Genomic DNA, 19824 nt, shown 5'->3' on the forward strand with positions numbered 1-19824 from the left:
GCGCTGATCAGCCCGGCCCATGCCGGAGAGCACGGCGACCAATGCCGTCAGCTACACCACTCCCCGGGACACGATCCGTGCTGTTCATCGAACGCCTTCAACAGGGCCAAGGACTCCGCAAATGGCATGGGCCCGTTAACTACTGGAATCTCGACTATGGCGATTGCCACCCTCCGGTGGCGGTCTTCCAGATAGGCTTCTTCGCGTAATTTCATTCGCGCGCGAACTTCCGCCATTAACTGCCGCGCGTTGCTCATCTGCTGCCATGTCCCATATCGTGATCGTCAAGCATATTGAGCATGGAAAGATGAACACCCGGTTCCGGGGCGGCCGTTGCTGAGCCAGCCTGCCTTGACTGTTCGTCCGTATGGCCAATGAAGCGGATTTAAGAGAAAACCAATGACCTGCCGGTAAGCGTCGTTCCGAAAGGAACCCGCTTGCCTCACACCACCTACGCCATCGGCGACGTTCACGGCCGTGCTGACCTCCTCAAGCCACTTCTTGCCGCCATTGTCGCGGACGCAGCTGCGTCCGGAGCCGAACCTCGAGTGCTGTTCCTCGGCGATATCGTCGACCGCGGCCATTGCAGCCGCGAAGCGATGGATCTCGTCTGCGACACCCTCGCCCGGTGGCCAATGTCACGGCTGATCCGGGGCAACCACGACGCCTATTTCCTAGACTTCATGACCACCGACCAGGTCGACGAGGAGAGGTTCGAGAGATGGCTGATGCGGATCGGCGGCTACCAGACGATGGAGTCCTATGGCCTCCTTTCCGTTGGCAGTGTCCGGGATGCAGCGAGGATGTTTCGCACCAACTATCCGCATCACCTGCAAGCGCTGACGGATGCTTCACCGATCGTCGTCGACGATCGCTTCGCTTATGTTCATGCAGGAATCGATCCTTCCCGTTCCATCGGAGACCAGGCTCCAAAGGACTTGATGATGATCCGGGACAGGTTCCTCGATCATGAGGGGCAGCTGTCGCACATCATCGTGCACGGCCACACCCCGACGTCGGACAGCATGCCGGACTCGAGGCCATACCGGATCGCCATAGACACGGGTGCCTATGCCTCTGGCCGGCTGACCTGTCTGGCGATATCCGCCGATGAACGGAACCTTCACTTCCTGTTTGCTACGGCTTCGGGCGGAAGCATCGAGGTCACGCGGGAGATGCAGACGAATGACCGATTTTATCCGGCTGAAGGCGAAATATCCGGACCTCATTCCGACGACGATGACATTCCAGTGCGGTGCCGGCTGGGAACGGGTTCTGGATCAATATTTCGGTGAGATAGCTCAGGCGTTGCCTGCCGGTACTCGACTGAACCTCGATCGGGTTTATGAGAAGTACGGGAGCTTGAGGATCGACGCCACGGCAGCGGGCATTGTCACTCCCGAGATTAGGTTGGCGCTGGACAAGGCAGAGGTACTCGCAGATTCGCGCTCCTACCGATTTTGCGAGTCTTGCGGCAAGCCGGGAAGTCTTCGCGACAAGCGAATGTTATACGTCGCATGTGAAGACCATGCTGACGGAGCGGCTGCCCTGCCGCCAGACGAGGGCGGGGTCAGACTGGACGGAATTGCCTACGAGTACGATGAAGAGGCCGACGATCTGATCGTCGTCAGGGCGGATCGCGAAGGCGACTAAGGCCGTCCGATTTGCAGGCATCGGCCCGGTAGGGAACTCGACCTGCGGGCTGTTGTCAGAGTCGGCCAAGATCAGAAAAGACGTTGAGCGCGGTCTTGCCTCGCAGCTGTTCCCAGGCCAACTGCATCGGAACAGCATTCTTGAAGATCAGATGGCCTTCAACGAGCGGATCGATCGAGAGCCCTAGGGAAGCTTTCAACTCCTGAATGTGGCTTTGGACTAATTCCACGCGGTCTAGGTGCTTGCGAAGAAGATCGCGCTTGCCGTCGGTCGTTGCCAGCCCACGAAAGTCCGCAAGTTGTTCCGCAATCTCGCCGTCAGTTTTCCGGTACTGAACGTCCTTGCACTCCATAATGAGAAGACGGCCGTTTTCCGGCCTCCACGCTAAAACGTCCACATCGCCGTAATTCGTCGGAAAGCCCTTCCGCAGCAGCTTGGTAATCGGAATTTCGATCTCAATTTCCCACCCCAGCTCCTTCATCCGGGTGGCTACCGACACAGCGAACTCGTGACCTTGGCGGTCGCGGGATTGTCCCGCCCACCGTTTCATCTTTGGAGTGAGCTGCCAGAGCGGAAAGTCACCGCGGTGGTAGTTCGCAAGCATATATCGGATGGCGTCACCAACTAGGCCCGGGGCTATTATCAACTCGGGATCCTCTTGGTCGTCGAGTTGTATCAACGGTCGGCGCAAGACGGAGAGTCGCCTCCGGAATCGCCAGGGGAAAATGTCTTTCGGGTCGAGACCCGGCGGTGGATCTCGCCACTTCGGCCGCCCGATGAAGAGTAGGCCATTTACCAAGGGGCCAGCTTCGTCCTGCAATACCGATACGCCATTGCAGGCAGCGAGAAGCTCGCTCTTCTTCATCGAAAATGTGGCTTCCCTTGCATCGATTCCACGGTTCTCGATCATGCCCAAGAATTCCCGCGATGCTTCGAAGCTCGCTCCAAATTGCTCGCGCCAAGCCTCCCAGAACTCATCCGGAAACTGGTCCAATGGGGCGGCCTCCATCGGCGGGTCCTGCACGTTCTCGGAATAGCTCTCAACGCTGTCTTGGACTCGAAGGTCGCTCGCGGCACGGGCGTACGGAGCAAGTACGTCTTCGTGGAAGCTTAGGTTGGCATGGATGTCACCCAAGGCTGTGATGCGCACCCGTGGCTGCATTGCATCCCACCGTATCGCATCAGACCAGCCGCCAAGACTGGCGATCATCAGCACCTTGGCCATAAGGCGAGACATTTCCAGCTGCCCTGGCTTTCGTCCGCCCGCAATAGGACACTCACAAAGGGCAAACTCCACGATCAGCCGAGACGACTGCAGAACTGCGCTGAGCTGAAAGTCGCGGTGCGCCATCACCTTAAGCGCCTCTTCACGATCGTCGTGAAGGGACAGAACAGCTGCCGCCGTGCCTTGCCATTGGTCACGGTCGACGATCGCGCTCTCATGATTGATGAGCGCAAATTCTATCACTGCCCGACGATCAAGCTGGCGAAGTTCATTGCATACCTCGACTTCGAGGCCTTTGACGGCGCGGTTAAGGAACGCAGTGCACTCGACCTTCCCGCTGATTTCGCCGCCCTCCGACCGTTCGCGGCTTTTCCAACCCAAACCCAGCTTTATGTACGCGCTGTCATCGGCGTCGACCGTGATTGGAGCGCTCCAAAGCGAATTTCGAACCCAATCCCGAAACCGGCGCGCCATGAACGCGTGTTGCTGCCGCGCATTTCCATCCGGCACGATACGCTTCATGAGTTCCGCAAACTTGGATACGTCTCGCTGTTCCCCGGAGAGTTCCTGAAATCCCTGAAGTGCCTTCTCCACAAGAGCCCGCTCGGCGATGTTTTCAGGATGGAGAAAGGTCATTTCGAATTCTGCCTTCGCCGTGACAGTCACGGTGCATTCCTCCTGACTGACTTCAACGGAGAGTGCAGCTAAGGCGTCTTCAAACGACAGTCGGACGACGCCGAGTTCCGCTGGATGATCGCCGATGTCGCCTTCAAAAATGACGTTCCAGCACACAGGTCGCGGCGGCAGGCCTTGGAGTTCACTATCCAGGATTGGCGCAATGCGCGTGATCCAGGTTTTGAGGACCCTGAACCGCTCATAGGCGAAATGACCCGATGTCCCCGATGAAGTGGTCAGGCTACACCACCAAGACCGTTGTGGCGCCTCATAGACGAAGCCAGGCCACCTCGCAGAGTTACGCTCTTCCACCACGTAGAGTGGGCGCTGCCGGTCTTCTTCGAACAAGGATTGCCTATCTCGCCGGACCAGTCGCCATGATCCTGCCATGCCCTTCACGACATGCTCATCCCAGCTAATCAGGGCCTGTCGGCGTACAATGCGAAGGCTGTTCTGCTGGATCATAATAATTGAGGTCTGTTCAGTCGTGCCGAAGCTATCAGGCAATGCGCCATGTGGGACGAGATGGCCGCCTAGCGATCGGGTCCAGCCAACCATGTTCAGCAGACCATTGATGTTCTGAAGATGAACTCCGAGTTCTTCTAAGCGCCCTTCCGCCTCAAGCATGCGCCATAGCGACATGGGTTTGAAGTCAGGCAACCAGCTCATGGTGAGCAAGTCGGGAGCGCTGACCACATCCCAATGCCAGTTGTCGCGCGGAGTGTCCGCGATGAACTGCTTCACACCACGACCTATGCCACATGGGACCAACAGGGTGAGTCCGGCGCGAAATCCAGGGCGGATCATTGCCGCAGCGCGAGAGTCATTGATCCACTTGTCGACCGTTGCAGCCAGCTTGCCAGCCGGCGGAAAGAACCCCAACAGCCCCTTGCTGGCAAAGCCGTCGAGGTCGTCTGTAAAGAAGATAAAATTCACGTAGAGTCCAAGATCGATCTCCGTCATCGTGCCCGCCATGAAGCCCCCGTCGGTCCGCCGCAGTTCTATTGGGTGGCTGTCGATGTCTCCGAGGAGCGGGGCGTTGGAAATCAGCGACGTGTATTCGTGAGCCATGGCTGCCATGAAGGCCTGTGTAGCTCCCGCCGCCGACATTTCCTCCAACACGAACCGTCGTGCAGCCGCGCTGACCGCGGACGGCAGAAGCACACAAATGACGCCTGCCCGGTGAACCAAGGGAAAGCGCTCCAACTGGGTATGGCCCAGCATGTCTTTGGCGAGACCCTGCAGTTTCCGCGGAGTGAACCCAAATGGTGCGAGGTCATCGAGGGAGATATCAAGTTCCGCCAGTTGAGCCGGCGTGAAACAGACCGTCTTCCGCGCGCCCCCCGAAAGCCGCCGTATGCGTGCCGGCAGTTCTGTTAGCGGCATCTCTGCACCAAGCTGATGACGTGACAGCTCTGCTCGCTCGCATATTGCATCGGAAAGCCGCAGAAGAGCATAGACACTTTTGCGGACCGAGGTGAGGAAGTCGCCCGGTCCGAGTCGCTCCAGGGTGTTGATTACACGCTGCAGGTAGAATCCGCCTGACTCCCAGGAACCTCCGAGCACCCTGAAATTCCCTAACGACGTATAAACCGACGATACGAAGACGTCCTCAGCTGGATCCTCTTGCTGCCCGATCTTTGTTTCGCCAATGGCTTTGAAAGCCTGGGCGATTACATGATCGTCCGGCTTGCGTTTGCCCCTAGCGGTCAGAAGGGCAAGGTGTGTGAGCACCTCGATCCGATGATTGTTGGCTTGCAATTCCGGCAAAGTGAGGAGCGCACCAAAAGTGGCAGCCAATCGTATCGGATCGTATGGAGCGAAGGATTGCGCTATAGGCCCAAAGTCGGACATCGACGCTTCGAACGAAACAGCACCAAATGTTAGTGGGCTGATGGGGTCGATCTCTAACAGATCTTCTGGCGGCATTGAGGACATTGGTTGCGCAAATTGCTGAGTGGGGGCAATGTTGTTGGCAGTTTAACGGCCGCTCCCCTGTGATGTCCATTAATGGTCTCGCGCGTCGCAGCGATCATTGAAGCGGCCGAGACTCGTCGTGCCGCACAGAAGGAGTGAAGGCCTGATGAAGGTTCATTTCCGCAAAGAGCCGAATGATGGTCGTCGGTAAAATATCGGAGATTGCTCAAGAGCTGCGGCCGACAGCTGGGTTCGCACCTGAATGAACTTCGAGAAACTCCTCGCGGGATGGCGAACGAAAGCCGAAGCCAAGGCCTACAAGACATTTGAACCAACTCAGGAGGAAAAGCAGACGCTAGCCCACACAGGCGGCGACGTGCTTCGGCGCCTCCCGCCAGCTGCTGGAGCCTGCGCCTTGATGAGCGCTGTCTTTGCGGCCCGGCTGCAGCAATCTGGCCTGCGTCACGTGTACGTCGCCGCCGGCTCATTGTCGGTTCGTGGGCAACTTGTGTTCGGCGACGACCTGCCCTTCGATGGGGAAAAGGTCTTTAGCGAGTCGAATTCCAGCTGGAATGGCCACGCTTGGATCATGTTTGGTCCCTATGTCGCCGACATCTCGCTCTTCCGGACAGCCTACTCCCAACGAAGTCCAACGCTGCTTTCAACCCACGTTCGACAGGAGTTCGGTGAAGGACGTGGATTGCTGATGGTCCGTTGGGCGGACGCCCCCAAATCCGGCCTCCGATATTCGCCCCAATATGTCCTCTCAGACGATCAGGTTGCGGCGCTCACCAACGGAGCGTCCGCTATTCTCGGATGACCCCTCTCTGCGACAAGGCAACAAGTCAGGGCTACGTGTGACCCACTATCGTGCCGCAAACCGCAGCGCCGGCAACGTTTCCGGCGTGATCGTCCCAGTGAAGGACCTGAAGAGCGCTGGCCGCCTGCTGCTGGCAGCGCGAAAATCGGCGCACAAATCGCGCGAAGATACCGCCACCCGGGGCAGGCATTTGCGGCATTAGGTAGCTAACGCCACCAATTTTCCTGCAACTCCGCATCGCTGAACACGAAAATCTAGCGTTTGGCCGCTTCATCTAGTGGAATTTTCGCACGCTTGCTAGTGGATTTTTAGCATGGGTGCTAGTGGATTTTTTACATACTCTCTAGCGGAATTTCCGTAGAGCATGTAATGGAATTATCGCAGCATCCCTAATGGACATTTCGCCAGGACCATATGCAGCTAACGCCGCGCCACCTCTCCTCCCGTTTAACCGATGCTTTGGCGAGCAGCCGGATCGTGAACGTCGTCGGACCGCGCCAAGACGGGAAGTCAACGCTCGTCCGGGACCTCCTTACTTCCGCTGCCTACGTGACGCTGGACGATGACGCAGCCCGGCAAGCGCTCGCCGACGACCCTTACAACCAGCTTAAACTGCTCTCGGATAAGGCGAGGGATTCCGGATTGCCCGTCGTCATCGACGAAGTTCAGCGCCTTCCCGAGATCACCTTTGCCCTCAAGCGGATCGTCGACCAGGACAATCGTCGCGGCCATTTCGTTCTGACAGGGTCATCGGACATCTTCACCGCCGGAAAGGCATACGATTCGTTGGCAGGCCGGGTCACGACCCTCATGTTGCGTCCGTTTAGCGCGGCCGAGTTACATCACGCGGGACCCTGCAGGATCCTCGACGCGGTCGCGCACGATCAAGAGAACCCGTTGTCGTCGCTTCCGTCGCCGAAGGCGTATGATCGCCCCAAGGGCATCGATCTCATCGTCCGCGGCGGTTTCCCTGAAATGCGCCTGCTTACCGACCGCGAACGAATGGACCGTTGTGCCAGTTACATCGACAGTATTATCGAACGAGACGTCTCGGCGATTCATCCTGTCAGGAAACCCGACGCCGTACGGCGGTTGATCAACCAAGCAGCGGCGAGAACGGCCCAGGAACTCAATCCTTCTAATCTCGCGAACGATCTCGCCGTGAAGTACGAAACCGTGAGCGATTACCTCGACGCGCTCACGCGTCTTGGCATCGTTTTGCGTCTCGGCGCATGGTCCTCGGCGAGGGCGAAACGCGAGATCAAGGCGCCGAAGCTTCACTTCATGGACACTGGACTGGCCACCGCGCTTCGGGGAGAGGGGTCTGACAGTTTCGGCATCGACGGCGACCCATCTGCCTTCGGCGCTTTGTTCGAGACGTTCATCTTCACCGAACTAGAAAAGTCATTGCCGTTCCAGTCCAATCGTTGGTCGCTATGGCATTGGCGCTCCGGCGTCCGCGAGATTGACATACTCGCTGAAGCCCCTGGACGGCTAATCGCCCTCTTCGAGATGAAGGCATCGTCGAAAATCGGTCGCGATGACTTCCGGCACATTGATTGGTTTCTGTCGGATGGACCAGGCAAGGGTTACCGCGGGGTCGGCTTCGTCGTTTATCTCGGAGAGCACGCGCTATCTTTCGGACCCCGAAAGATAGCGCTGCCGGCCTCAATGCTGTGGTCATTCCCGGGTAGAGCAGAACCCGGTACTTTGAACGGGCCCCAAGGCAGCAATTAAATTAGTCCTTCTTCAGGTTTACCTATCAAACGGCGCTCCAGGGAACTAGTGGCGCTGGTATTCAAACGGCGGACGGCACTACGAGCCGTGGAACGGTCGCCACACTGGCGTGCTTGCCATCGAAGATGGTACGCACCTACTTCGGCGCGGGTCACGCTGCATCTCAGATGTCCAACGATTTGTCTGTGGCAGGCTACCCCACAGCATTTTCGCTCGGCGGCGAGTTCCGGGTCAGATCGGTACTTGGTGCCTGCCCTCTATTGGGCGGCCGTACGAATTACCGATCAGTCGATCGATGCGACGGACATCTTAGGGTCGTCGGCGATGACGGGTCGAGCTTTGAGCTCCCGTTCGACTGCGAATTCCTGGGCGGAATCAATGACGTTTGATACCGCAATCGCGAGAAACACTGGCGCCCGCGAGCTCTATCGCAACCCGTCGCGTGAACGAAAGCAAAAGAAAAGGTGAATCTGCGTGTGCAGATTTTGCACACACGCCGCTCCCATCATCCAGCAGAGCCGAGTGCTTTCATTCACCAAGCGGGCATTGCGGACCGAAATGCATGCCTCCGCGAGGCGCTATGATCGAATTTTGCGATTCAATCATTGGCCTGCCCTTCCCCATTTTTCCAATGAGAAATGGTCCTCTTCACCGACCGTCGAAGCAAGCGTGATCAGTCGAGAACTTCACAAATTAGGTTCTATTCAGGTTCCATAGCCTGGAAGTCGTCGAACAATTCCGTCCAGTGATCCACGAACTGCTTGTCGAACTTTTCAACCCCGCGTGACAGTGCGCGCTTCTTTACCAGTCGCGCGACGTCAACTTTCCAACCTTCGGGAAGCTCAATCTCTTGCGACGATGCCCAGGATTCGATCTGCGGAACAATTGGCTTGCCGGACTCCACGACGTCGGCGAATGCCTTGTCGGCTCCGCGTCCAGGTTCCCAACGGTCAATCACCTCCGCAAGAAAGTTTGGCGGGAAGAGATCCTCGATTTCCGAATTTGCGAAGCCGACATATTTGTCGGTCGAAAGAACCCGTTTCTTCGCGTTTTGATATAGGCCGTTCTCCATGTCCCGAGCCATCTTGCGGCCGGCGTCGTCGCCGTCAAAGATCATCACAGGCAGGATTTCGTCGCGCCCTGTCAGAATGCTGGCGACGACCTTTGCGTTCTTGGCGCCGTGGGACGGCGGGAATACCAACTCTCGCTTCGGGCTGATCTTCTTGCCGCCGATCAGCATCGCCTTGATGGTCGCCAGGTAATGCTGGTCTGAAGGCCCCTCCACTATTACCGGATGGCAGCCGAGCAGAATGCTCTCGGCGACATTCATGTTCAGAGCCGAATAGATCGCATACGTAGCCCCGTTCTTGCGCGGATCATCGTTACCCCTTCGCAAGTCGGCCGAGGCTTTGGTCGAACCATCTTCGCCAACATAAACTTTACGAGCACGGTCGAGCGAATCTGCGTCGACCAGAAAGGGGGAATGCGTCGTATAAACTATTTGATTGGTTCCGGAGAGGTTTTCGAAGAACGCCGAGAGGTCGCGTTGGGCCAGCGGATGCAGCGACAGCCCCGGTTCATCCAGCAGCAAAATTGCGTCGCGGTGATCGCGGCTGCTTTCGACCAGGAATATGAGATAGAAGCTCAGAAACCATTGCAGTCCACTGCTCCTGTCTTCGAGCTCGACCTTTTCGGGGCGCTTGCTGTCGCTCACCCAAATTCGGAAATGATCACCGTCCGCCTGGAACTCAAAGGTGTAATTTCCCTGTTTCCACCATTCCCGGAACCTCTTGGTGAGGTCGGTCCCGGCCGAATTCAGCAGGATCGTCCGGTCGCGCTTCTTGGTCGCGATTTCTGCGATTTCACTCGGGTCCGGCTGACGACCCTGGGGATCCTTAAAGTCCAGGCCAAGTTCGAGAATTTCCTCAGGATGCAGCGTCACGAAACTGAATAGAACGCGAAGCGTCCGTGCCTTTGCCGCCTCGCGAGCGCCCAGGTCTTCGCGTTTCAGATTTTGGACAACGTGGGGCAGGTAAATTTCGGAGTCCAGGTTTCCGTAGTTGGAATAGTAGACAAACCTAGGGAGCTTCGAGAGGATGAATTCCTTCACTTCCGCGACTTCCGACGGTCCCGGCGCCGTCAATCTGCCTCGTTTTATCTTCAACGCGTCCAATAGTTGCTGGAACCTGGGTACTATCGAGCTGGTGGGTGCCGGAGTTTCGGGGATCACTGTTTTTAGCCTGTCGGCTACTCCGGCAATGCCCGTTGACGACCACTTTTCCTGTGACTTCACCGTCTCGATCGCTTCCTCAAGCGATTTAAGCATTTCCGGCTTCAGAGAAGATTCCTTCGCGAGCGGGGAAATCGCCGTGATCTCGTTCTTGGCCTCATCGATGGCTTTCCGAATTTCCTCCGACATCGCTTCCGTCTGCGGCTTGTGTTTCGGAAACGCAATCTCATGCCGGCCGTCAAAATATCGGCTGACCTCGACAACATCGAGGTACTCCCCGCCGACCGAGGTCATTTCCGAAAGCTTGCCGACGTGCTCGGAGACGTCGAATTCCGCCGCAACGAAGCGGAAGTTCCCCGGGTTGGCGCGAACAGCAGCATAGTTCCCTTTGGGATAATCTGAGGTCGGTTTGAGTTCCCCCTCCCTTGCGGGGTTCAATTTCCAAAGCGGCAGCAAAAGATTCGTCTTGCCGGATTCGTTGACGCCGATCAGGGCTGTCACCTGTTCCGTATCCACCCAGCCGCTGTCGACGACCGATCGGAAGTTCGTAACCTTGTACTTGATAAGCTTCATGTTCTGTCCCCCGCCCAGTAATCCCTACATGATTGTTCGAATATCTGAAAGGAAAGGCAACTCGCATACCAAGGAATCCTGCTATACTGCCTTCTTTCCGGGCTCGAACAGCAGCCTCGGCTGCTGTTCGACAATCTCTTTGATCTCCTCAGTCGACAGGGCACCCTTGGCGAGCAAGGCTTCGACGATCCGCTCGACCTCCTTCCGATGCTCACCAATGATACGCTTCGCCCGCTCGAACTGCTCCATCAGCACCCTATCGACTCGTTCCTGAAGGCCACGGTCGAACCGCATGGCCGTGAACAGGTCGTCTTCGTTGTCGGCGGCGATGTAAGCCAGGCTTTCGCCAAGCCCGTACGAAGCTTCGAACGTCAGGGCTGACATCGTTGCATTGTGCAGGTCCGATCCACGCACGCCCCCTCCGCCTGCCGATTTCGCGCCAAGCAGCACCTCCTCGGCGGCAAGCCCGCCCAGAACCAGCGCGATCCGGTCGAGGAACTGAGCCGGCGTCCGTTCACGCAGGCCCTCTTCTTTGAGAGTCACCCCTCCGCCATCCTGTACGCGGCCTGCCGTAACGTCGAATGTGTCGATGATCGATACGCGGACGATCTCGGACGCGCCGATTGCAATACAGACGACAGCATGCCCTGCCTCGTGGACAGCGAACCTGCGGCGCATTTCTGCAGGAAGAGAAACCAGGACAGGTAGTTCGGCTGCAATGTCGTCGAGGACAAGACCCCGACGCTCGCGTCGCGCCCGGCGCCTTGCCTGTCGGACTAGCTGCTCCAGGGAGGCGCCGCTCCAGCCCTCCGTCCTGCTCGCGACTCCGGACAGGTCCATGTCGACAAGCAAGCCTTGCAGATGCCATCTCAGAATCCCCTCGCGGCCCTTCAGGTCGGGCAGCGGAATCCTGACATGCCTGTCGAGACGGCCGGCCCGGACTAGCGCCGCGTCGAGCCGATGCGGATGGTTGCAGGCGCCGACAATCACGACGCCTTCCCGTCCTTCGGCGCCGTCGATGCATTCGAGCAGTGCTGCCACTACTTCGGAGGAATACTGCGCGTTGTGACCGCTGAGTTTCTCGCGATCGCCCACCGCGTCGATCTCATCGAGAAAGAGGATTGAGGGAGCATTTCTATTGGCTTCGTCGAAGGCTGCACGCATGGCCTTCAACATGTCGCCAAGATGTCCCTTGGCCTGCCAGCGCGCAATCGAGCCAAGCACGAGATGGACATCGCATGTGCGCGCGAGCGCCCGCGCGAAGGTGGTCTTCCCGGTCCCCGGCGGCCCGGAAACCAGGATGCCACGATCGACATCGGCCCAGCCGATCTTGCCCACCCTCCAGTCCGAGAGGTCGGTAGCAAGCTCGCGCCCCCAAGTTCCGGCTTCTCCGATGCCATGGAGGTCGTCCAGCGTGGGACCGGACACTTCACGAGGTTTTGGGACGACAGCCTTCTTCATCCGCTCAATCGCAGTCGCGACCGGCCTCCCCCGGCGGAGTGCGGCGGCGACGACTGACACTGGTACCGTGGCGATGAACTCTGCCTGCTCTGGCGTAATGTCGATCTGGAGGCAGAACTTCGCCGCAGTAATGACATGGCGCGGTAGAACGGCGCCGATCTGGATCACCGCGTCGGCAGCGAGATGGAAGCTGTCCGGCACGCATCCCATGTTTTCAGCCACCAAAACGACGCGCCGCTTTACTGAAAGTGTCTTTGGCAAATCACCGTCGGTCGCCTTCTTCCCGCGGTCGCTCATCCTCCTCAGCACTTCGGTACTATCAAGGCCTCCGCATACGATAGACGGCCCATGCGCCGCGTAGCGGGCTGCGCTTTCATAAATTTCAGCGTCCGCTCCTTCTGGAAGCAAGAGGCCGATGACGACAGGCTTCATCAGTCGAAACTGCGGAATGGCTCGGCACGCACGCATGATCCCGCAATAAGCGAGAAATCGAGGAAAGGATTGGCGGAGCTTGGCGTGGAAGGCGCTGTCATTGCTGCTCCTGGCGCCCTCCAGGGTTGTGTAACGGATCATTTCGACACCTCGGTCGTAGTCCGTGGCGGTAGGCCGGCACGGTCATGAAATTCGGAAACTGGATGAGGAAGGGCGCGCTCACGCGCCGACGGCAGCGCCTATCAGCGAACGGCTGCATTGCCTCGTTGTCGTCTCGGATTTTCTGGAGGTGCGGATCACGGTCTCGTCCTTGGCCCTACGCATTCGCGCGCGGCCGCCGGATGGCGGCAGCGTAAGCGGCTTAGCGTATTGGGGCGAGGTGCGGGCGGCTGATCATGGTACGGGAACGAATAGTGAACATGCGACAGTCTGTCAAGGGGCTTGGCGGGAGAATCCGGGCTATCCGGCATCGCTGGCCAAGCAATATCTACTCGCGCTAATGAAGTCTGGGACACACTGCTTCAGATGAGCTATTCCTCCGAGTAGCGCGTATTTTGCTTGCTCAGCCAAGCGCGCAAGGGGGGAATTGTTGGCCTTATCGCCGCTTGAACTGATATCTGCTCATCCATGGGATCGTGCAGTCTTCACGACCTATGCATTGAGCCTGTCCTTCTTCGAGGCTGTACTGCTCGATGCTCTCGTGCGCGGCGGAGGCCGGGAGGCGGTCATCCTTGCCGACGTCGAGGGAGTCCGGGCAGGTCTCAGCGAGCAAGGGGCCCGACGGGTGGGACGGGACTACGAGCTCGAGCCTATCTCGGTTGCCGCGGGCGTTTTCCACCCGAAGCTCTCTGCCTTGGTCGCCGATGACGAATGCCACCTGCTGGTAGGCTCAGGAAACCTGACCTTCAATGGCTGGGGCGGGAACCTCGAGGTCTTCGAGCACCTGCATCCGGGCTTCGCGGCCGACGCGATCGACGACGCTGCGGGCTTCTTCGAACTGCTGGCTCTCGCCGACAACGTCCGCCACGGCGCCGCCAATCATTGCGAGCTTGTCGCCAACGATCTTCGGAAGTCGACTCTCGGGCGGTCCCGCAACGGGGACATCCGTCTCTTCCACAGCCTGGATGGGGCGATATCGGGCAAGATCGCCAACGCTGTCGATAGCTTGGGCGGAGCGACAAGGCTGATCGCGGCCGCGCCATTCTGGGATAACGGGAAGGCGATCAGCCGCCTTTGTGAAACCGTCGGCCTCGATCACGTTTTCATTCATGCGCACAGCTGCGGCACGGTCCAGGGAAAGATCGGGTCAAACTGGCCATCCCAGACAAGCGTCGAAGTCCGCGCGGTCGAACTCGACGTCCTGAAGGAAGAAAAGCCACGCAAGCTCCACGCGAAGGCCTTCGAAATCATATGCAGGCGCGGCCGTCTGCTTGTCTCAGGCAGCCCCAATGCCTCAACAGCAGCCTTGGGTGCCGGGCGCAACGTCGAAGCCTGCGTAGCCCGGATGCAGCGGGATCGCATGGTTGGCTGGACATACGTTCCCTCGTCGCCTCCCCAGCCGATGGACCCAGTCGACGATGCTGACGACGGAAGCGCGCCGATCGGCATTCTGCGGGCGGCTCTGGAAGGCGACCACATCTCCGGCCAAGTGCTTGCGCCCGCGATGACGGGGGTGGCCTCGGTCTACCAGGTCACCGCGGAAGGTCCTCGCAAGCTGGACGACGTCGAGCTTGCCGCCGATGGCTCGTTCACCGCCAGCGCGCCGGGACTGGAGGTTCAGTCGTGGAAGGGCGGCCGGCTGGTGGTGCGCGTCGAAGCTTCCGATGGATCGGTCGCCGAAGGCTTCGTTTCGCTTGCCGCGTTCACCGAGATGACACGGCGCGCCGGACCGCTCGGACCACGCCTGCTGGCTATCCTGGCGGGGACTGAGACGCCTGCTGACGTTGCAGCCATGATGAGCTGGTTCCACGAGGACCCTCGTAGAATGGCGCAGGCTGCAATGCCGATCGGCGGCGGCGGTGCCGGAGTGCGCGCAGCATCCGAGGATCAGACGGTCGCGGTTTCTGACCTGGGCCTCGTTCGCGCCTCGGTGCTGGGAGCGAATCGTCCGGGCGCTGGCGGAGCTGGCTGGGTCCGCTTCATGGGATATGTCTTCGCCGCGCTGCGGGAGAAGCGCGGCCCTCTGGAGCAAGTCGGAGCCATACGCAATGCCGACAGCGAAGACGAAGGCGATGTCATCACGGAAGAGGTCCAGGCCGTCGATCGGGCCGTGGACCATTCATTGGCTGTGTTCGAGCAGTTCCTCGACAAGATGCTTTCTCCCGGACTGGTCGAGCTTCACGCTTTCCGGGCATTGGACCTGACGCAGTACATCTGCGAACGGCTTCAGCCGGACCAGCAACGGGCGAAGGGGTGGCTCCAGCGGCTGCTCGACGCGTTGACCAGGATTGAAATTCCCGATGACAGGCGCGAACTGGTTTCCGCAGTCGTTCTCACTCTCCTCGGGACGCGGATCGACGAGAACGACCTGCGCGCCGCCCGATCGAGGCTGGTTGGGTTAGAAGCCGACCTGAAAGGCGACTGCCCGTCGCCCGAACTCGCGCGCGGCTTTCATTCCGTGCTGAACCAGAATGCGACTTTTCCCGAACTTTGGGACCGGGTGCGCGGTATCCGCACTTATCGGGAGCAGGCCAGGTCCTACCTCGACGCTCTCGCGGCGGGCCTTCCCTCAGACGGATACGCGGAGCTCGCCCTCGCTGCAAAGGACGAGTTCGCCACCATGGCCGACGCGTTCAGGTCCGAGCGGTCGAGAAAGAAGATCGAAGTCATGAAGCAATGGTCGGAGGCTTGCCCGAAATGCCACCGCACGCTGCCGAAGATCGAGGTAGGCAAACTGCGATCGACGGCGGTGGCGACAGCCAGGAACTGCTGCGGCCACGTCCTGATCTGGCCGGAGGAGGCTGAACATGGCTGAAGCTTCCCTAGCCGAAATGACTGCGGCCGCAAGCGCGGCCGAAGGTCCCGTCTTCGTGCCTCCGACCGCGCCCAGACTAGGCGGCGTCGATCCTCTGGGCCTGCGGCAGACCAATTTCGACCTGATGGACCAGGTTCTTCCGGGCCTGAACAATGTCGCCCGTCACGTCCGGCCCTTCGTGATCGTCGCCTGGGCTTGGCGCCGGGCGCGCCAGCTCGCGGAAAAACAGGAAGCCGCGGACATCAAGATCGACCTCCTGCTCGATTTCGTGGACCGCATCGAAGTCATCTACGCGTGGTCGCAGTTCCTTCTGGACTCCAATGCTGATTTGCCTGGCCGTCAGGTTCTCGGCCCGCTCCTGCGCGAAACCAGTTACCAGTTCGGCGGTCCGGCATGGAAGAAGCGCCGGGAAGAGCGGCGCTATTCCACGGCATTCACGGCGCCCGTGAACTACGGGCCGGGACTGAAGTCGCTTGGCTGGGTCGAGCAGCATCCTGTCCATCTGGGAATACTGGTGCCGACCGCCGCCACCGCGCCTGCGCTTGACGCGTTCGAGGCGCTAATCGCTGACAGGCTCGATCATCCTGCCTTCAGCAGCCTCGGCAGCGTCAGCGTGAGTTCGGACGAGGCCATGGACTGGGCCGCTGCATGGTCGTTCGAAACGGTCACCGACCCCGAGAAGAAGGCCGCCGCCAGCATGCTGTTCGGACCGTCGGCTCCCGCGGTCAGGAAAAATGGAGGCAGGCTCATGCTGGAAGCCGTCGCCAATGCTGCCACGGCTGAGGTCGACCGCATCCGCGGTACGATGGCCGGAGCGCCGTCGGCCTTCAATCCGACGACTGACCTGGAAGAAACCGTGACAAGATGGCGGCGGCTGCAGGTCCGTCAGCTGTTCCGCCTGACGCTGGAAACGCTCTTCGCCTGGATCCTGCGCCAGCTCGACGATAGGTCAAAGACCACCGAGGAGCTTGTCGCTGCGTTTCTCGAAGAAGCCGGGATCGGCCATGAACAGCGCACCTCGGAGACGTGGCTGGAAGCCGGTCACCTTTCAGGAGTCGGCCCGACCGACTTGATGAACCGCATGACCGAGGTTCTGGCCGACGCTTCCCGAGCTGGCCTCGCCGCCGTCATCGTCGACGGGCTGGCCTTTTCCATCGCCAACGCGCCAGACGCCGGAGAGAATTTCGACCGACGAGACCGGCTGCCGCTGTTCCGAGCCAAGCATGAAGCGGCAGCTTGGGAGGGCGCTCCGGCCAGGGAGTTCACGCGCCATGTGCTGGAGACCTGGGTGCTGGCTCAGCACGTGTACTGGTCAGTCGGACGGGGACTGGCGGATGCGCGGGCGCGGGGCAGGTTCATCCTCCGCCTGAAGGTCGTGATGGACGAGGGCGGCTGGACACTGGCGCCGGGAGCGTCAAGCGTCTTCACTCCCCGTCCGACCCCCGACCGGCTGCAGACGGCTCTCAGCCTGGCGACCGAATGCGACCTCCTTTGAGCTGACAATCATCTGCCAACCAGGCAGCCGATGAACATACCGGGAGCAGCGCCCGGAGGTTTCGAAGCGCTGCGCAGCCATCGAGACGACGATTGTCATTGGCAACGGAATTTTCGCCCACAGAAATCAGACCTGTCCCGCCCGATCCGAGGCCAGTCAAAGCAGCGATCGCCATCGACAAAGTGGCGCGCGGCACTTGGAAATGCTTAGGTCGTCGGTGACGGGGGGACGACATGCTCAGGCTTATTCACGAGGCGAAAGCGAAAAAGGCTGCGCAGGCAAGGCTTGCGCAGATCATGAGGGATTCGCTGCCGTCACAGGGAACGCGAAGAATTGGCTTCAAGGGTGGCAACCGCGACCGCGAACTGTTCTCAGCCGGCGAAGGCGAGCTTTGGGCCTCGATCAGCAAAACTCCTGAGGACACGACGATTTCGAGATACTGGAACGCCTTCGGCATCTTCGAGCCAGAGCGAACAATGCAGCTGATTACGGTCGAGATCAACGTTCCTTCCGAAACCAACGGCTGGCAAGTCGCGGGGGCGTTCGCCGAAGACGACGAGACTGGCGACGTCCACCTGATGCACGACGGTGCGGTCGGCGGCGGCCGTCCTGGCATTGGACAGAGGGCCTTCCTGTTCTCGGCGAACATCCGGATGGTCAAAGTCCTTTGCCAAGACGGTCGAGTCCGCGAGGCCATTCCCGTCGGCAACATGGCTGACGCGGGCTTCGTGGGCCGTCTGGCGCGGTACGTCAGCAAGGTCGCGGATTTCAAGCGCACCGTTTCCGCAGGCGAACTTGATCCCGCCGAGCTGCGGAAGCGGGTCAAGGACGCCGAGAGCTATGACGAGGAATTCTCGGGGACCAAGCGCGGCCGCCGCGGCGGAACGTTCGCTTACGAGACATATCATGGCGAGATCGTCGAGATGATCGTCGCCGAAAGGCGTGCGGCGTGCAAGCTGGACGAGAAGGTCTACAACACCCAGCTAATCGACTGCTACGTGCGGCAGGCCGGAAAGATCACCGAAGTCTACGAGATCAAAACGGGTGTCGGTAGGCAGCAACTCTACACCGCGATCGGCCAGCTGGTCACGCATGCTGCTGCCAGCAATGCCGCCAAGTTTCTTGTTGTCCCGACAGACGAAGACATACCGCAGGGTTTCGACAAGGCCATTGAGGCGCTCGACATCACGGTCCGCAGGTTCAGACTGTCAGGGACAAAGCGGAAGCGGATCATCGAACTGGTTCCGGTCCGCACCTGATGGCCACGAAAATGAATTGGCAGCGTACGCAGCCAGGCCGTGCAGGCTTCGACGAACGCACAGCAAGCGAATGGCGCAGCGGTCCAAATCCGTCTGAATCGGAATTGACAAGCATGCCCGAAAGCCGATCGCCGGACCTGTTGCTGCCTCCGACCATCTACTGGTCCGTCCATCTTGCACGAGCATTCCCTGAGGCGGACGAAGCCGGGCATCGGAGCTTGCGGCAGGCGGCGATCGGAACAGCCGCCGCGGTCTATAAGAGTCACGGGATCAACAGGCTGCTTTCGCGGTCACTGGCGCTGTACGAGCGGGCTAGTAGATCGAAGCCTTTTCCGAGCGCATACTTCGCTCTGTATTTCGATCTCGAATCCATGAAGATCGCGCTCCATCGCCGTTTCACGCACGACCCGCCGCCACGGAGGAACCTCGCTAGATTCTACAGATACGTCGAGGTCATGGATCGGAGCCGATGCTGTTGGAGTTCGGAGGACGGCGGGTTCAACGGCTTGATGGATCGTATGCTAGGAGCACCGGGCAAGATCAGGGCGAAGGGGTTCTCCGGCCCGTGATCGTGACAACGATTACGCCGGCTTCCTGCTCGGCTGATGGGCCTCGATCGCTTAGAACACCTTGTCCATTGTCCAGCCTCCCTAGGCCGATCCCGTCCACCCTGAACTCCTCGACGATCACGGGTAGCTCGGCCGACTCGATACCGCAGCGAAACGGAGATATGACCCGCAGCGAGAACTGAACGCCTGATCGGCCGCCTAAACAACAGCCCATGCAGCAAGCGACAGACGCCCAATGTCTGCCACTGCGAGCCCTTGTAGCGAGAGCCCGGGCGTATCTTCAGCCTTAGGTGATACAGTCACCTTGAGGGAGCTGATCTTCCCGTCCATAAACGTGAAGGCGTGGTTGCCTGTAACCTCGAACCCGCGTTTGTCCCCGGTTCCGATCACTGTCGTCCAGCCCACGGCCACGCGTTGACCACGGCTGTCCGTCTTGCTCTTCGATGTCGGCCGCCCTGTCGCAAGTGTTCGCATGCGATTGACCTTCGTATCCACGACGCCGAGCGCGACGTCAGCAGCGAGAGCCGATGCCGGCGCCGAGGAGCCATCACCGACTAGGGATAGCGGCATTCCGCAGGCGGCAACTCGATTTTTGTATAGAACGTGGATCGCATTCTTGCCCTTGTAGGTGCCGCTTACGGGCGGTGCGCCCGCAAACTCGAATACCCCCTCGTCATCCCAGAGATCGACCAGCTTGTCGACAGCATCTTGTTGTCCGTTGCGCAGTTCCCGGATGTACTCAAAGTAGCGTGTGACGACGTCCTGTGGGTCGAATGTCATTTCCTGTACCATATTCCTCTCCTC

General features: G+C 59.6%; 11 protein-coding genes. 7 read left to right on the forward strand and 4 right to left on the reverse strand.

Features of this window, described 5'->3' with window-relative positions:
• Window positions 1-437 precede the first annotated feature (437 nt).
• Together FJ979_RS20095 and FJ979_RS20100 are read left to right on the forward strand one after the other, a co-directional pair.
• Window positions 438-1295, forward strand: a complete 858-nt coding sequence (locus FJ979_RS20095; RefSeq protein WP_181181791.1) for a metallophosphoesterase — start codon at window positions 438-440, stop codon at window positions 1293-1295.
• Window positions 1186-1653 (forward strand): iron-containing alcohol dehydrogenase, encoded by a 468-nt coding sequence (locus tag FJ979_RS20100; RefSeq protein ID WP_140583067.1) that lies wholly within the window; start codon window positions 1186-1188, stop codon window positions 1651-1653. Before FJ979_RS20095 ends, FJ979_RS20100 begins: the two co-directional genes overlap by 110 nt.
• A gap of 55 nt (window positions 1654-1708) precedes the next feature.
• On the opposite strand, the gene FJ979_RS20105 is transcribed toward FJ979_RS20100, so the two are convergent.
• Window positions 1709-5491 (reverse strand): hypothetical protein, encoded by a 3783-nt coding sequence (locus tag FJ979_RS20105; protein ID WP_140583070.1) that lies wholly within the window; start codon window positions 5489-5491, stop codon window positions 1709-1711.
• 241 nt (window positions 5492-5732) lie between these two features.
• Between FJ979_RS20105 and FJ979_RS20110 the strand changes: the two genes are divergently transcribed.
• Together FJ979_RS20110 and FJ979_RS20115 are read left to right on the forward strand one after the other, a co-directional pair.
• Window positions 5733-6290: a hypothetical protein gene (locus FJ979_RS20110; protein ID WP_140583072.1), complete on the forward strand. Its 558-nt coding sequence runs from the start codon at window positions 5733-5735 to the stop codon at window positions 6288-6290.
• Between the two features lie 477 nt (window positions 6291-6767).
• Window positions 6768-8027 (forward strand): ATP-binding protein, encoded by a 1260-nt coding sequence (locus tag FJ979_RS20115; RefSeq protein WP_246679348.1) that lies wholly within the window; start codon window positions 6768-6770, stop codon window positions 8025-8027.
• A gap of 700 nt (window positions 8028-8727) precedes the next feature.
• Here FJ979_RS20115 and FJ979_RS20120 read toward each other — a convergent pair.
• Window positions 8728-10830, reverse strand: coding sequence for an AAA family ATPase (locus FJ979_RS20120; RefSeq protein WP_140583077.1), 2103 nt, complete (start codon window positions 10828-10830; stop codon window positions 8728-8730).
• 81 nt (window positions 10831-10911) lie between these two features.
• Window positions 10912-12864, reverse strand: coding sequence for an AAA family ATPase (locus tag FJ979_RS20125; RefSeq protein WP_140583080.1), 1953 nt, complete (start codon window positions 12862-12864; stop codon window positions 10912-10914).
• 517 nt (window positions 12865-13381) lie between these two features.
• On the opposite strand from FJ979_RS20125, the gene FJ979_RS20130 reads away from it, so the two are divergent.
• From FJ979_RS20130 to FJ979_RS20140, 3 genes are all read left to right on the forward strand, one after another.
• Complete coding sequence (locus FJ979_RS20130) at window positions 13382-15697, forward strand: hypothetical protein (protein ID WP_140583082.1); 2316 nt, start codon at window positions 13382-13384, stop codon at window positions 15695-15697.
• Window positions 15690-17192, forward strand: coding sequence for a septum formation inhibitor-activating ATPase (locus FJ979_RS20135; RefSeq protein WP_140583085.1), 1503 nt, complete (start codon window positions 15690-15692; stop codon window positions 17190-17192). Before FJ979_RS20130 ends, FJ979_RS20135 begins: the two co-directional genes overlap by 8 nt.
• 233 nt (window positions 17193-17425) lie before the next feature.
• On the forward strand, window positions 17426-18451 hold the full coding sequence (locus tag FJ979_RS20140; RefSeq protein WP_140583087.1) for a hypothetical protein: 1026 nt from the start codon (window positions 17426-17428) through the stop codon (window positions 18449-18451).
• Window positions 18452-19218: 767 nt separating this feature from the next.
• On the opposite strand, the gene FJ979_RS20145 is transcribed toward FJ979_RS20140, so the two are convergent.
• On the reverse strand, window positions 19219-19812 hold the full coding sequence (locus tag FJ979_RS20145) for a hypothetical protein (RefSeq protein WP_140583090.1): 594 nt from the start codon (window positions 19810-19812) through the stop codon (window positions 19219-19221).
• Between the last annotated feature and the right edge of the window lie 12 nt (window positions 19813-19824).

Origin of the sequence: Mesorhizobium sp. B1-1-6 (assembly GCF_006443035.1) — a bacterium.
Taxonomy (GTDB): domain Bacteria; phylum Pseudomonadota; class Alphaproteobacteria; order Rhizobiales; family Rhizobiaceae; genus Mesorhizobium.

Excerpts from the sequence above, each read along its gene's own strand:
- FJ979_RS20125 (WP_140583080.1), bottom strand. The coding sequence starts at position 12,864 with ATGATCCGTTACACAACCCTGGAGGGCGCCAGGAGCAGCAATGACAGC.
- FJ979_RS20100 (WP_140583067.1), top strand. The coding sequence starts at position 1,186 with ATGACCGATTTTATCCGGCTGAAGGCGAAATATCCGGACCTCATTCCG.
- FJ979_RS20105 (WP_140583070.1), bottom strand. The coding sequence starts at position 5,491 with ATGTCCTCAATGCCGCCAGAAGATCTGTTAGAGATCGACCCCATCAGC.
- FJ979_RS20140 (WP_140583087.1), top strand. The coding sequence starts at position 17,426 with ATGCTCAGGCTTATTCACGAGGCGAAAGCGAAAAAGGCTGCGCAGGCA.
- FJ979_RS20145 (WP_140583090.1), bottom strand. The coding sequence starts at position 19,812 with ATGGTACAGGAAATGACATTCGACCCACAGGACGTCGTCACACGCTAC.
- FJ979_RS20120 (WP_140583077.1), bottom strand. The coding sequence starts at position 10,830 with ATGAAGCTTATCAAGTACAAGGTTACGAACTTCCGATCGGTCGTCGAC.
- FJ979_RS20135 (WP_140583085.1), top strand. The coding sequence starts at position 15,690 with ATGGCTGAAGCTTCCCTAGCCGAAATGACTGCGGCCGCAAGCGCGGCC.
- FJ979_RS20110 (WP_140583072.1), top strand. The coding sequence starts at position 5,733 with ATGAACTTCGAGAAACTCCTCGCGGGATGGCGAACGAAAGCCGAAGCC.